Below are 13,605 nucleotides of genomic sequence, written 5' to 3'. Positions count from 1 at the left end.
TGCTCGCGATAGCGGTGTATCAGTCAACATGAATGTTGCTGAAAAGACGCTATCGCGAGCAGGCTCACTCCTACAGGGGATAGCGTTTCAAATCGGGATGGGCGGTGGGTTAGAAACCAAGTGGGTACTGGACGACCACGTAAATCCGGTCAATGTCATCGCCAGCCTGCGCTTCGTTGGCGCGGTGGGAGACGTGGGAAAGCTGTACCGACAAATCCTTCGCGGCACCGGACTGGACGATGTATTTCAGGTCGATGTCGCGTTCCCAGTGCTTGCCGCCATCACCCTGTTGCGGTTGATAGTCGCCGCTGTCGGCGTCGAACGGGTTGTACGCGCCGCCCTTCGGGGCGTGGGTGCCGTCGATGTGGCTGCCGCGGACGTAGCGGGTCATGAAGTTCAGGCCGGGGATGCCGAAGACGCCGAAGTCGAGGTCGTAGCGGGCTTGCCAGGAACGTTCGTTGGCGCCGTTGAAGTCGGCGTATTTGATCGAGTTGGCGAGGTAGATCGAGTCGCCGCCAACGAAGTCGAACGGCGTGTCGCCGTTGATGCGCTGCCAGCCGAGCATCACCGCGTGGGGGCCGAAGCTGTATTTGCCGGAGAGGCTGAACGCGGTGTTATCGATCTCGCCGGCCAATGCGCGGCCGGTGTCGCGGGTGTGGTAGAGGTTGGCGTCGAGCAGCACGCCGGACTGTTTGAAGTGCAGGTTGCCGTAGTACTGGTGCCAGATGTCGCTTAGCTCGGAGGCGTAAAGTGCGCCGCCGATGGGGCTTGCGCCGAACAGGTCGGCGCCGATAAAACTGATCCCGCCGGCCTCGGTGTTGGCGCCATAGCCGTAAAAATCACCTTTGCCCGATGAGCTGTCCTGGTTCTTGAACGCGGTGAAATGTCCGGCGACCAGATTGACGTTGTCAAACTCGGCGCTGTTGAGCAGAAAACCGGTGGCGTATTCCGGTTGCAGACGTTTGTCGGAGGTGTCGAACACCGGGGTTTCGACGGTCATTTCACCGAAGGCGAGGGTGGTACGGGAGACTTTCAATTTGAGCGCACCGCCGGCGCTGGAGTAGTCGTGTTCGCTGCGACCATCGCTGTCGACCGGAAGCAGACCCGTGCCCGAATGTCCTTTGCCACCGTCGAGTTTCAGTCCGGCGAAGGCGTGGGCATCGATGCCGAACCCGACTGTGCCCTCGGTGAAACCGGATGAGAAGTTACCGATAAAGCCCTGAGCCCATTCCTGTTTGTAGTTTTTTTCGGAGGGTGCAGGCGAGCGGTAGTCGTTGCTGAGATAGAAGTTGCGCAGCAGCACGTCGCTTTTGGCGTCGTCGAAAAAGCCGCTGGCGTGGGCGGTGCCGGTCAGACCGCAGAGCATGGCAAGCAGGGTGAAACGGAAAGGGGCGCGGTTGATCATGGTCAGGGCCGGTGGCGATTTGGATGGCGCTGATGATCGGGGGATTGGGTTGAAAAGGATTGGGCCGGTGTGCTGAGTTGGCAGCCTACACACAACCCTTGTAGGAGTGAGCCTGCTCGCGATAGCGGTGTATCAGGCAGCATCTTCGTCGGCTGCACACCGCTATCGCGAGCAGGCTCACTCCTACAGTTGATAGCGGTGTGTCAGTAAGGGTTACACCAGCGGCGGTGTCCGCGGTGGGATCTGGCGTTTGCTGCCGGTCGATTCAAACGCAGCGGCGAAGCGCAACAGGTTCGAATCGTCGTAGGCGCGGCCGGCGAAAGTCAGGCCGACGGGCATGCCGATGTCGGCCATCACGCCCATCGGCACGGTCACGGTGGGCACGCCGAGGTGGCGGATCGCGAGGTTGCCGTTGGCTACCCAGACGCCGTTGCTCCAGGCGATATCGGCCGAGGCAGGATTGACATCGGCGTCCGCCGGGCCCACGTCAGCGACGGTCGGAAACAGCACCGCATCGAGGCCGAGCCTATCCATCCAGTCTTCGAGGTCGATGCGCCGGGTTTGCTCCAGACCGCGCAAGCCATCAGGCACGGTAGTGATTTCTTTCCACGGCGTGATACCGCGTTCGGCCATGCGCACGTATTCGTCCATGCCGGCGGCCAGATCGCCTTCGCGGTTGGGCAGGGTGCCGGGGTCGTGCGGGAAGATTTTCGGCCCGTCGACGTCGACCAGACGATTGAGTTTCGGGTCGCCGTTGGCCTGCAGGAAGTCGTCAAACGCCCAGGCAGTCAGATCCCACAGTTCGTGGTGGAGGAATTCCTTCGAGACCAGGCCACGGGTGAACACGGTTGGCGCGCCGGGGCGGTCGCCTTCGCAGTTGGAGACCAGCGGGAAATCGGTTTCGATGACTTCAGCACCGGCGGCTTCCAGGGCCTGACGCGCCTGCTGCCACAAGTCGATCACCGAAGCGCGGGTGTTGATGCGCTGACCGGTCGGGCCGCCGATGCCAGGGGCTTCGCTGGTGCCGGCGTCATCGTCGGCGTTGATGTACATGCGCGGGATGGCGAAGCGTTTGCCGGCCAGGGCTTTGGCGTCGGCGGCCAGTTCACTGTACGCCGCCGGGCGCACTTCGCTGACGCGGGGGATTGGCACCCACGGTTGCAGGCGCCACAAGTCGCCACGGGTGTCGGGGTCTTCGGCGACGACCACGTCGAGCACTTCGAGCAGGTCGGCCATGGTCCGCGCGAACGGCACGACGACGTCCATGGTCGGGGTCAACGGCCAATTGCCGCGCACCGAAATCACCCCGCGCGACGGGGTGTAGGCGCACAGCCCATTGTTCGACGCCGGGCCGCGACCGCTCGACCAGGTTTCCTCCGCCAGACCGAATGCAGCAAAACTCGCTGCGGTGGCGGTACCGGCGCCATTGGACGAGCCGGAGGCGAAAGGGGCGGTGAGGTAGGCGGCGTTGTACGGACTTTCAGCGCGGCCATAAACGCCACGCTGCATGCCGCCATTGGCCATCGGCGGCATGTTGGTCTTGCCCAGGCAGATCGCCCCGGCAGCGCGCAGGCGCTCGATGGTGAAAGCATCGCGATGGGCAACCAGCTCGGCGAAAGCCGGGCTGCCGGAGGCGGCGGTCAGGCCTTTGACCAAGTAGCTGTCCTTGGCGGTGTAGGGGATGCCATCGAGCGGCCCCAAGGTTGCGCCTTTGGCGCGGCGGGCATCGGAGGCGCGGGCTTCGTCCAGCGCTTCAGGATTGCGCACGACTACGGCGTTGAGTGCCGTCGGGGTGTCGGCGCCGTCGTAGGCATCGATGCGCGCCAGATAGGCTTGTACCAGTTCCACGGCAGTGGTCTGGCCGGATTCGAGGGCGGCGCGCAGTTGGGCGATGGAGACTTCGGTGACTTCGATCATCGGGTCACCTGTTGAGCGAAGATGTTCTGGGCAGGGGTATTCATAGCGGTTCTCGTTGCACGGCTTTAAGCGACAAGGTCAAGACTGGCGCCTATTTAACACCAAGCCGCGCTCCGAGTAATCGACGGGGTGACAGCCCCGCCGATTTTTTCTGGGTCTAGCGGATCACTCGTTGATGCGCGGGTGCTGCTGAACCAGCACCTTGCGCTTGGCCTCCAGCTCGGCGATCTCGGCATCGATGTCTTCGATTTTCTGTTCGATGTTGTCGTGGTGTTCCTGCAGCAGCTCCTTGGCCTCTTCGAGGTCGGAGGCCGCCGGGGCCGCGCCGCGCAGGGGTTTGTTGGCGGTTTCCTTCATGGTCACGCCGGTGATCAGGCCGACCACGGCGATCACCATCAGGTAATACGCAGGCATGTACAGATCGTTGGTGCTTTCCACCAGCCAGGCCACGGCAGTCGGGGTCAGACCGGCGATCAGCACAGAGACGTTGAAGGCACTGGCCAAAGCGCTGTAGCGGATATGGGTGGGGAACATCGCCGGCAGGGTCGAGGCCATGACGCCAATGAAGAAGTTGAGCAACACCGCCAGAATCAGCAAGCCGGAGAAGATCAGGCCGATGCTGCCGCTGTTGATCAGCATGAACGCCGGAATGGCAAAGATGAACAGGCCGATGCTGCCCACGACGATGAAAGGCTTGCGGCCGATCTTGTCGCTGACGAAGCCGATCAGCGGCTGCACGAAGAGCATGCCGACCATGATCGCGATGATGATCAGCACGCCGTGGTTTTCGCTGTAATGCAGGTTGTGGGTCAGGTAACTCGGCATGTAGGTGAGCAGCATGTAGTAGGTGACGTTGGTCGCCGCTACTACGCCGATGCAGGTCATCAGGCTGCGCCAGTGCTTGGTCGCGACTTCCTTGAACGACACTTTCGGGCCACCGGCGAGGCCTTCGCGGTCACCTTGTTCGAGCTTTTCCACGTGCTGCTGGAACGCCGGGGTTTCTTCCAGAGCGTGGCGAAGATACAGGCCGATCATGCCCAGCGGCAGGGCAAGGAAGAACGGAATCCGCCAGCCCCATTCTTCGAAGCGCTGTTCACCGAGAATCGTCGAAATCAGCACCACCACGCCGGCGCCAAAGACGAAACCGGCGATCGAGCCGAAATCCAGCCAGCTGCCGAGGAAGCCGCGTTTGCGGTCCGGTGCGTATTCAGCGACGAAGATCGAGGCGCCGGTGTACTCGCCACCCACGGAGAAACCCTGGGCCATCTTCGCCAGCAACAGCAGGATCGGCGCCCAGATGCCGATCGAGGCATAGGACGGAATCAGGCCGATGGCAAAGGTGCTCAGGGACATGATGACGATGGTCGCGGCGAGGACTTTCTGCCGGCCGTATTTGTCGCCGAGCGCACCGAAGAACAGCCCGCCCAGCGGACGAATCAGGAAAGGCACGGAGAAGGTCGCCAGCGCGGCGATCATTTGCACGCCGGGATCGGCGCCGGGGAAGAAGACCTTGCCGAGCACATAGGCGACAAAGCCGTAGACGCCAAAGTCGAACCATTCCATGGCGTTGCCCAGTGCGGCGGCGGTGATTGCCTTGCGCATCTTGGCGTCGTCGACAATGGTGATGTCTTTCAAACCGATCGGTTTGACGGTGTTCTTGCGTGATTTCATTGCGATGTTCCCGCTCGCTGATCCAGATTACCGCTGCGATGCCATCTCCATGATGGCGCCGGCTCTTCTGCCTCAGATACATGCGGACACGAAATAATTCACCGATGGCTGGAATTAATTTCGACAGGTGGGCCGAGTGGTCGGTATCTTGAAGGGCGTGGTTGAGCATTCAAAATTGTGGTTGCCTGAACCAATGCCATCGCGAGCAGGCTCACTCCTATAGGGGTTTTGTGTATTGCCGGGATTTTGTGCCCGACGCAAACCCTGTAGGAGTGAGCCTGCTCGCGATAGCGGTGGTGCATCCACCACAAGGCTTAAAGCGCAGCCTTCACCTGCAACCCCACCACCAGCGCATTGTCGATGTCCTGCCCGGAGAACGCGCCCGGTTCGATGATGTATTGCAGGTTCGGGCGCAGGGTCAGCCATGGGGTGGCCTGGTAGCCGTAGCCCAATTCGATCAGTTGCTCAGCGCTGTCGAGATGCGGGAATGCAGCGCCATTGGCCATGGCGGCATCCTGCTGAACATCACGGCTGCGCGGGTTCGGCACGGCGCGGCCATAGCCCAGCGCCAGAGTGTCACGCGGGCGGCCTTCGAACGGTTTGTACAGGACTACGCCGGTGCCGTACCACTTGCTGAACGGTGAGGCCGCTTCACTGGCCGCCGAATACTGACCAAACGCATGCAGGCTGCGCCCCTCGGAGGTCGGCGAACGCCAGACCGCCTGATCGATCAGCAGGTAATGACCGCCACGACCGGACACCTCGTCGGCGCTGCCAATGCGTTTGACGTCGGAACTGTCGTAGTAATAGCCGAGCTTGTATTCACCCGGCAGCTCGCCGGCGTGCTTGTACACCAGCTCGATCGGTACGACGGTGCCGGTGGTGTGTTTCGGCCCCAAGTGCCAGGCGCGGCTGGAATTGCCATTGCTCTCGGGGTCGACGTTGAACGCCGCCACACGCAGTTGCCAGGACGGCGACAGGTCGTATTTGACCCGCACGCCCAGACGCGCGTTGGGGTAGTTGGTCCAGCCGCTGCCGCCGGACATGTTCAGCGGATGGCCGCAGAAACCAGCGTTCATGAAGTTGCACAGAATGCCGCTGTCGAGGCCGCCGAGGTCGTTGCCCATGGCCATGTAGCCGAGCTTCACGTTCAGCGCCGGAGTGAACAGGCTGCGCTCGTAACTGAGTTCGGTCAGGCGCGTGTACAGGCCGCCGTAGTTTTCCTGAATCGGCAAGCGGTTGCCCACCAGATCTTCCGAAGCGCTGTTGCCGCGACGGTCGTTGATGGTCAGTTGCACCTTGCCGGCATTGTCGACGCCATACAGTTTGCCCAGATCAAACTGCACGCCGAGCTTGATGTTCTGCGAATAACGCGCCGAACGGTGCAGGCCGCCGTCGGCGTTGTAAGCGGTTTCGCCGCTGTAATCGCCGCTGAACTTGACTCCGTCTTCATCCAGTTGATGACGCAGGCCGCCCCAGTCACCGGTGAGGGTGCTGCGGGTCAGCAGACCGGAATCGCTGGCGGCCAGCGCGGGCAGGGCGGTGGTGCAGCTCAGGCCCAGCAGCAGGCCAGTGGAAAGTTTGGTACGAGAAAAGCGAACAGCCGATGACATGTGAATCCTTCCTGCTGAAATCTTCAACGCAATAAAACGGCGACGCGGTGCTGTGAGGCACCGCGCGCTGGGGAGTGGGTGGATGTGCAGCAGCGGATTACGGCAGGGCGTAGGCCATCACGTAATCGCCGCGATCAGTCGACTGACGTGCGCCGCCAGCGGTGACGACGATGTACTGCTTGCCGGTCTTCGGCGAAACGTAGGTCATCGGGCCGCCCTGGCTGCCGACTGGCAGACGCGCTTTCCAGACTTCTTCGCCGTTGCCGCTGTTGAAGGCGCGCAGGTAGAAGTCCTGGGTGCCGGCAATGAAGATCAGGCCACCCTGGGTCGACAGGGTGCCGCCGAGGGTTGGCAGACCGATCTTGATCGGCAAGTGCATGCGAATGCCCAGAGGACCGGTGTCTTCAACGGTGCCGACCGGAACCTGCCACGCGACTTTCTGGGTCTTCATGTCGATCGCGGTCAACGTGCCGAACGGCGGCGCCTGGCACGGAATGCCGGCCACCGAGAGGAAGCGGTTCTTGTTCACTGCGTACGGCGTGCCTTTGAGCGGCACAGCGCCCATGCCGGTGTTCAGTGCTTCGCCACCGCCTGCGGCCTGGCCCTTGTTCTGCGATGGAATCATCTGAATCCACAGACCCAGGCGCATGTCGTTGACGAAGATGAAACCGTGCACCGGGTCAGTGGAGATGCTGCCCCAATTCATGCCACCCAGCGAACCCGGGAAGCTCAGCGATTTGTCAGTACCCGGGGCGGTGTACAGACCCTCGTAGCGCATGCTCTTGAAGTCGATGCGGCAGAGCAACTGGTCATACGGCGTGGCGCCCCACATGTCCGACTCGGTCAGGTGCTGCGCGCCGATCTGCGGCATGCCCACGGATTTCGGCTGGGTCGGCGAGTACGGCTCGTTGGGGATGTTCGCGGCTTTCACCGGTACTTCCTTGACTTCAGTCAGCGGCTTGCCGGTGGCGCGATCGAGCACATAGATCTGTCCGGCCTTGGTGCCGATGACCAGCGCCGGAACGCTTTGGCCGTCCTTGTCGAAGTCGATCAGGCTCGGCTGCATCGGCAGGTCGAAGTCCCACAGATCGTTGTGCACGGTCTGGAACACCCAGCGTTCTTCACCCGTGCTGGCATCCAGCGCGAGGATCGAGGCGCCGTACTTGTGGTCCAGTTCGCTGCGCTCGACACCATAGATGTCGGTGGACGAGCTGCCCATGGGCAGGAACACCGTGTTGGTCGCCGCGTCATAGGACATCGGTGCCCAGCTGTTTGGCGTGCTGCGCACGTAGGTGCTGCCACCGGCCGGTGCGTTGCGATCCTGCGGGTTGCCCGGGTCGAACGCCCAGCGCATGGCGCCGGTGATCACGTCAAACCCGCGAATCACGCCACCGGGCATGTCGCTCTGCACGTTGTCGGCGACGCGACCGCCTACCACCACGGTGGTGCCGGCCATCAATGGCGCGGACGACAACTGATAGTAGCTGTCCGGAACATCCCCCAGACCGGCCTTCAGATCGACCTGACCGTTGTTGCCGAAGCCCTGGCAGAACTCGCCGGTGTCAGCGTCGACCGCGATCAGGCGGGCATCGATGGTGTTGGTCAGCAGACGGCGCTGGCAGTTGGCGGCCGGCGCCGGTTTGGCTTCGATGATCGAAGAATTGCTCGGCTGAGCGAGGGTGGTGGTGGCGTCGAAATAAGCCATGCCACGGCAGCGCTGCCAGACTTTCGATTGCGCGTTGATCGCGTTCTTCCACAGCTCTTTACCGGTATCGGCATCGAGGGCTATCAGGTTGTTGTGCGGAGTGCAGATGAACACCTTGTTGCCGACCTGCAGCGGGGTGAGCTGGTCTTCGGCGCCGTTGCCATCGCTCTCGGCGACGTCACCGGTGTGGTAAGTCCACGCGACTTTCAATTGGTCGACGTTGTTGCGGTTGATCTGATCGAGCGCGGCGAAACGGCTGCCACCTTCGGTGTTACCGTAGTGCGCCCAGTCTTTCTGCGCCTTGGCCGGCTCCACCGGGGTCAGACCCGGACCGGTGCCAGTGGCGGCAACCGTTGGATGCGCGACGAACATGTTGCCTGCAGCAACCACCACACCCACGGCGAGCACAGCGGCCACGGCATACGCGCCGCGACCGGCAACGCGGCCATTGGCACGCGCCAGCAGCGGGTAGACCAGCGCGACGACCATACCGATCGCGCTGAACATGAACAGCCGCGAGAACACCGGCCAGAACACCAGCCCGGCGTCAGCCACCGCCCAGATCGCAGTCGCGACGAGAAACGCGGCGAACAGCCAGGCGCCTGCAGTCTTCTTCAGTGCGATCATCACACCGGAAACGGTCATCGCCAGACCGCCGACCAGGAAGTACCAGGAACCGCCCAGGCTCACCAGCTTCACACCGCCGGCCGCGAGCGCCAGACCGAGCAGGGCGATGATCACGCCAAGGCCGACGAGAATGAACGTTGAAACGCCTGAGACGCGTTGACTGTGGTTCACATTGAAAGTCCCGTTTGAATGAAGCGCGGGATTATAGCGGTAACTAACCATTCAGTTAACCGCAGTTTTGCCATGAAACCCGGCACTTCTGTGAATCAAGCGTGGTGCAGGTTGAGGAAAACGCAAGTCGAGAGGGGTTTCTCGAAGTTTCAGCAGGAAGGGCGAGTCGGGCTTGCAGGTGCAACGCGCATGCCCAAACACCGCAGTGAATTCACCCCTCACCCCAGCCCTCTCCCCGAGGAGAGGGAGCTGATTTGTGGGCTCTTTGAGACCTGTGTTCGCCTCGATATCTCAGGTCGGTATAACTCGCACATTCAACTCGGTCAGTTCCCTCTCCCTTTGGGAGAGGGAGCTGATCATCGTGGGCATTCCGAGCTTGTGATCCCCTCGATATCTCAGGTCGGTGTAACTCGCACATTCAACTCGGTCAGTTCCCTCTCCCTTGGGAGAGGGCTAGGGTGAGGGGCTTTCAGGATCGACCGCGATGGCGACCTTGCCCTTGGCCCGGCCTTGTTCGACGTAGTGCAAGGCGTCAGCTATCTGATCGAAGGCAAAGATCCGGTCGATCACCGGTTTGATAACCCCAGCCTCGATCAATGCGCTGATCTTCTGCAGCTGAATGCCATCGGCGCGCATAAACAGAAACGCATAACGCACCCCACGCTTGCGCGCCTTTCGCCGGATACCGCTGCTGAGCACACGCATGACCAACCAAAGCAGCCACGACAAACCCTGCTCCTGTGCGAACTGCGCGGTCGGCGGTCCGGACAGGGAAATCAGCTGCCCACCCGGTTTCAGCACCTTTAGCGATTTCTCCAGCACATCGCCACCGAGGCTGTTGAGCACTACATCGTAATCGTGCAGTTCGCTGGCGAAATCCTGTTGCGTGTAATCAATCACCACGTCAGCGCCCAGCGCTTTGACCCACTCGACATTCGCCGTGCTGGTAGTCGTCGCGACGAAAGCGCCGAGGTGTCTGGCCAGCTGAATGGCGACTGTGCCGACGCCACCGGAGCCGGCGTGGATCAACACTTTCTGACCCTTTTGCAACCTGGCGACTTCAACGAATGCCTGCCACGCGGTCAACGCCACCAGCGGTATGCACGCCGCGTCGGTCATGTCGAGATTGGCAGGTTTGAGGGCGACGGCTGTTTCGTCAACGGCGATGCGTTCGGCGAATGTGCCGATCCTGTTTTCAGGCGCACGGGCATAAACCTCATCGCCCGGCTTGAACCGCTTGACCGCCGCACCAGTGCCGAGCACCACACCGGCGACATCGTTGCCCAAGATCAAAGGCATCTGATAGGGCAGGATCATCTTGAATTCGCCGCTGCGAATCTTCAGATCGAGCGGGTTGATGCTGCTGCCGTGCACTTCGATCAGCACGTCGTTTTCCCCGATCAGCGGTTCGGGGACGTCGCCAATCCGGCCGTTCTGCTTGCCGTAGCGCTCGATGAAAAATGCTTTCATTACGGATGCTCTTGTCGGTAGGAACCCGCCGCACTGGCGGCGGGTCCGGTTGCAGTCAGGCTTGAGGCAGATAACGTGGCGCCACGGCCGACTGGCGAATCTGCCCCAGCAGGCCCTGCCGCGCGGTTTGCAGGGCATCCCAGCGTTCGCCTTCATGCAGCGGCGGGATGGTGACGACTTCGCGACGATCAAAACCGACCAGCGCAGCGTCAACCATGTCGCCGACTTCCATGATGTCGGTCAGCGTGTTGATGTCGATACCGGCGCGGTCCCAGATTTCCGTACGGGTGGCGGCGGGCAGTACGGCTTGCACGTACACGCCTTTCGGCGACAGCTCCAGGCTCAGGCCCTGGGAGAGAAACAGCACGAACGCCTTGGTCGCGCCATACACCGACATGCCGAACTCCGGCGCCAGGCCCACCACCGAACCGATGTTGATGATCGCGCCGTCCCCAGCCTTGGCCAGACGCGGGGCGATGGCGCTGGCCAGCCGCACCAGCGCGGTGGTGTTGAGGGCGACCAGTTGCGCCACGCTGTCAGTGCTTTGTTCGATGAACGTGCCGGACTGCGCGGCGCCGGCATTGTTGACGAGGATGCCGATGCGCGCGTCGTCGCGCAGGCGCGCTTCGACAGTCTGCAGATCGCTGAGTCGGGTCAGATCGGCTTGCAGCACTTCGACATTGACGTTGTATTCGGCACGCAGATTGGTGGCGAGGGCGTCCAGACGCGACTGGTCACGGGCGACCAGCACCAGATCGTGCCCGCGTTGGGCGAAACGTGCGGCGTAGACCGCGCCGATGCCGGTGGAGGCGCCAGTGATCAGAACAGTAGGGCGAGTAGTCATGGTGTCGGCTCTTTTTCAGTAGAAGAGTGATTGCGGGCTTTTAGGATGATGATCGAAATCTAAACTGTCAACGGTTTTGATTATGGCCAACATCTATGTATCATCGAGCCATGATTTTTCAGCGCTGGAGGTATCCAAGATGCGCGTATCCAAAGCTCAGGCTCAGGCCAATCGCGAGCACATTGTCGAAACGGCTTCAGTGATGTTCCGCGAACGCGGTTATGACGGGGTTGGTGTGGCTGACCTGATGGCGGGGGCCGGTTTCACCCACGGCGGTTTTTACAAACACTTCGGCTCCAAGGCCGATCTGATGGCCGAAGCGTCGGCCAACAGCCTGGCGCAGTCACTGGCCAGCGCCGAGGCGATGAGCGTGCAGGACTTCATCGATGTGTACGTTTCACGCGACCATCGCGATGGTCGTTCCACCGGTTGCACCATGGCGGCGCTGTGCGGCGATGCGGCGCGGCAGTCGGGGGATGTGAAGACAGCTTTCGCCGAGGGCATCGAGCGCTTATTGCAGATCCTGGGCGAGAAATACCCGACCGCGCCGCAAGGTGAGGGCAGAAGCAAAATGATCGACCTGCTGGCCCATGCGGTCGGCGCGATCATGCTGTCGCGGGCCTGCCCGGATGACTCGGCGCTGGCCGATGAAATCCTGGCGGTGTGTCACGCTTCGATGACTGAGTCGTTGCCCGTAATCGAGACTCAGGAAGAAACCATGCAGGACAGTTGAAGTGAGCAGATTTAGCGGTGCAGGGCCTTGTCGAGTGCCGCCAGTAACACCTCTTCCTCGAAGGGTTTGCACAGGCACTCGAACGCCTGGTAATGCCCGGTTTCGGCCAGCGCCGCCTCGTCCCAGTGAGCAGACATGCAGATCACCGGAATCTGTCGCGGCAGCGCGCGCATGACGTCGATGCCGGACAGGCCGGGCATGCGCAGGTCCAGCAGCAGACAGGCGATCTCGGCGAAGTCGGCGTCGGCGAGAAACGCTTCGCCGCTGGCATACACCTGCGCGCGATAACCGACGGAACGCAGCAGATTCGACAGGCTTTTGCGCACGGATGCGTCGTCATCAACGATGCAGACGATGGTAGGTCGGGTGCCGTCGGCTGCCGTCGGGCAACCCGCCAGGCCGCTCACGACAGGCTCGATGGGCCAGGCGAAGGCGCAGCGCTGATCAGTCCGTAGAGTTCGACGAGGTTGACCAGCGAGCGGGTCTGCATCTTCGCCATGATGTGTTTACGGTGAACCTTGGCGGTCACCTCACTGGTGCCCAACTGGTTGGCGATCTGCTTGTTCGACAGACCGCCAACTATAAGCGGCAGCACCTCGCGCTCACGCGGCGTCAGTTGCGCTGCCAATTGCCGCACGTGCTGAACCCGTTGCCATTGATCGTACGCCGTCGCCGCGTGCTGACGAGTGTTGCGCAGAATGCCGAGCAGTTCATCGTCATTGAAGGGCTTGGTCAGAAACTCCACCGCGCCGGCCTTCATGGCCTGCACCGACATCGGAATGGTGCCGTGGCCGGTCATGAAGATCACCGGCCACGGCAAGCCGCGCTGGTTCAGTGCCGCCTGCAACTGCAAACCCGTGGCTTCCGGCAGGCTGACGTCGAGCAGCAGGCACGCCGGGCCATTGGCGATATCGGCGTCGAGCAATTCCTCGGCGGACTGGAAAATCCGGTGTTCGATGCCTTCGGCGCGCAACAAGCGGCTCAACGCGGTACGCACGCAGGCCTCATCGTCGACAATGAACACCGGCACCGATTGCGCATCGACCGGCGGCGGCTGCGCCACGATCGGCGCCGAGGCCAGTGGGTTGAACAGCGGCAGATTGGGTTCGCGGTCTTTCAATAATCGGTAACCTCGACGGGGAACCGTCTGGATGATTTCTTTTTCCCCGAGCAGTTTGCGCAGCGAGGAAATCTGCACTTGCAGATTGTTCTCTTCGACGACGATGTCCGGCCACACCTGATTGATCAGTTCGTCCTTGCTGACGATGCGCCCGTCGGCCTGCATCAGCACCGAGAGTATTTCGAACGCCCGCCCGCCCACGCGCAAGGGCCGGCCATCGAGAAAGGCTTCGCGCCGTTCCAGAGAAATCGTGGCTTGGCCGAGTCGGATCATGCAGGCCTCTGCGTTGCAGGTGAGAAGGACAGGGCGCGGGCGCCGGGTTATCAGGC

At 61.9% G+C, this 13,605-nt stretch carries 10 protein-coding genes; 1 reads left to right on the top strand and 9 read right to left on the bottom strand.

Annotation, left to right across the window (positions count from 1 at the left end; genetic code table 11):
- Positions 1-109: 109 nt before the first annotated feature.
- The 7 genes from LIS66_RS14025 to LIS66_RS13995 form a co-directional block, all read right to left on the bottom strand.
- Positions 110-1,405 carry an OprD family porin gene (locus tag LIS66_RS14025; RefSeq protein WP_227972382.1) on the bottom strand — a complete coding sequence of 432 codons (1,296 nt, stop codon included), beginning with the start codon at positions 1,403-1,405 and terminating at the stop codon, positions 110-112.
- A gap of 213 nt (positions 1,406-1,618) precedes the next feature.
- Complete coding sequence (locus tag LIS66_RS14020; protein WP_227972381.1) at positions 1,619-3,322, bottom strand: amidase; 1,704 nt, start codon at positions 3,320-3,322, stop codon at positions 1,619-1,621.
- A 165-nt stretch (positions 3,323-3,487) separates the two neighbouring features.
- Complete coding sequence (proP, locus tag LIS66_RS14015) at positions 3,488-4,993, bottom strand: glycine betaine/L-proline transporter ProP (protein ID WP_042610020.1); 1,506 nt, start codon at positions 4,991-4,993, stop codon at positions 3,488-3,490.
- Positions 4,994-5,307: 314 nt separating this feature from the next.
- Positions 5,308-6,606 carry a carbohydrate porin gene (locus LIS66_RS14010; protein WP_227972380.1) on the bottom strand — a complete coding sequence of 433 codons (1,299 nt, stop codon included), beginning with the start codon at positions 6,604-6,606 and terminating at the stop codon, positions 5,308-5,310.
- A 97-nt stretch (positions 6,607-6,703) separates the two neighbouring features.
- Positions 6,704-9,109 (bottom strand): glucose/quinate/shikimate family membrane-bound PQQ-dependent dehydrogenase, encoded by a 2,406-nt coding sequence (locus LIS66_RS14005; protein WP_227972379.1) that lies wholly within the window; start codon positions 9,107-9,109, stop codon positions 6,704-6,706.
- Positions 9,110-9,562: 453 nt separating this feature from the next.
- Positions 9,563-10,579, bottom strand: coding sequence for an NADP-dependent oxidoreductase (locus LIS66_RS14000; RefSeq protein ID WP_227972377.1), 1,017 nt, complete (start codon positions 10,577-10,579; stop codon positions 9,563-9,565).
- Positions 10,580-10,634: 55 nt separating this feature from the next.
- A complete protein-coding gene (locus LIS66_RS13995) occupies positions 10,635-11,423 on the bottom strand; it encodes an SDR family NAD(P)-dependent oxidoreductase (protein ID WP_116658785.1) in 789 nt (262 codons plus the stop codon).
- A 139-nt stretch (positions 11,424-11,562) separates the two neighbouring features.
- Between LIS66_RS13995 and LIS66_RS13990 the strand changes: the two genes are divergently transcribed.
- The gene (locus LIS66_RS13990) at positions 11,563-12,156 is read left to right on the top strand and encodes a TetR/AcrR family transcriptional regulator (RefSeq protein ID WP_227972376.1); all 594 of its coding nucleotides are present in this window, start codon (positions 11,563-11,565) and stop codon (positions 12,154-12,156) included.
- A gap of 11 nt (positions 12,157-12,167) precedes the next feature.
- Here LIS66_RS13990 and LIS66_RS13985 read toward each other — a convergent pair whose 3' ends face one another.
- Positions 12,168-12,563, bottom strand: coding sequence for a response regulator transcription factor (locus tag LIS66_RS13985; RefSeq protein WP_223259153.1), 396 nt, complete (start codon positions 12,561-12,563; stop codon positions 12,168-12,170).
- Positions 12,560-13,549 (bottom strand): response regulator, encoded by a 990-nt coding sequence (locus LIS66_RS13980; RefSeq protein WP_064362447.1) that lies wholly within the window; start codon positions 13,547-13,549, stop codon positions 12,560-12,562. Before LIS66_RS13980 ends, LIS66_RS13985 begins: the two co-directional genes overlap by 4 nt.
- Between the last annotated feature and the right edge of the window lie 56 nt (positions 13,550-13,605).

Source organism: Pseudomonas sp. HN2 (assembly GCF_020736465.1).
Classification (GTDB): domain Bacteria; phylum Pseudomonadota; class Gammaproteobacteria; order Pseudomonadales; family Pseudomonadaceae; genus Aquipseudomonas; species Aquipseudomonas moraviensis_A.
The sequence above is the reverse complement of the archived record's forward strand: the minus strand, read 5'-3'. Positions and strand labels throughout refer to the sequence as shown.

Excerpts from the sequence above, each read along its gene's own strand:
- LIS66_RS14025 (WP_227972382.1), bottom strand. The coding sequence starts at position 1,405 with ATGATCAACCGCGCCCCTTTCCGTTTCACCCTGCTTGCCATGCTCTGC.
- LIS66_RS14020 (WP_227972381.1), bottom strand. The coding sequence starts at position 3,322 with ATGATCGAAGTCACCGAAGTCTCCATCGCCCAACTGCGCGCCGCCCTC.
- proP (WP_042610020.1), bottom strand. The coding sequence starts at position 4,993 with ATGAAATCACGCAAGAACACCGTCAAACCGATCGGTTTGAAAGACATC.
- LIS66_RS14010 (WP_227972380.1), bottom strand. The coding sequence starts at position 6,606 with ATGTCATCGGCTGTTCGCTTTTCTCGTACCAAACTTTCCACTGGCCTG.
- LIS66_RS14000 (WP_227972377.1), bottom strand. The coding sequence starts at position 10,579 with ATGAAAGCATTTTTCATCGAGCGCTACGGCAAGCAGAACGGCCGGATT.
- LIS66_RS13995 (WP_116658785.1), bottom strand. The coding sequence starts at position 11,423 with ATGACTACTCGCCCTACTGTTCTGATCACTGGCGCCTCCACCGGCATC.
- LIS66_RS13990 (WP_227972376.1), top strand. The coding sequence starts at position 11,563 with ATGCGCGTATCCAAAGCTCAGGCTCAGGCCAATCGCGAGCACATTGTC.
- LIS66_RS13980 (WP_064362447.1), bottom strand. The coding sequence starts at position 13,549 with ATGATCCGACTCGGCCAAGCCACGATTTCTCTGGAACGGCGCGAAGCC.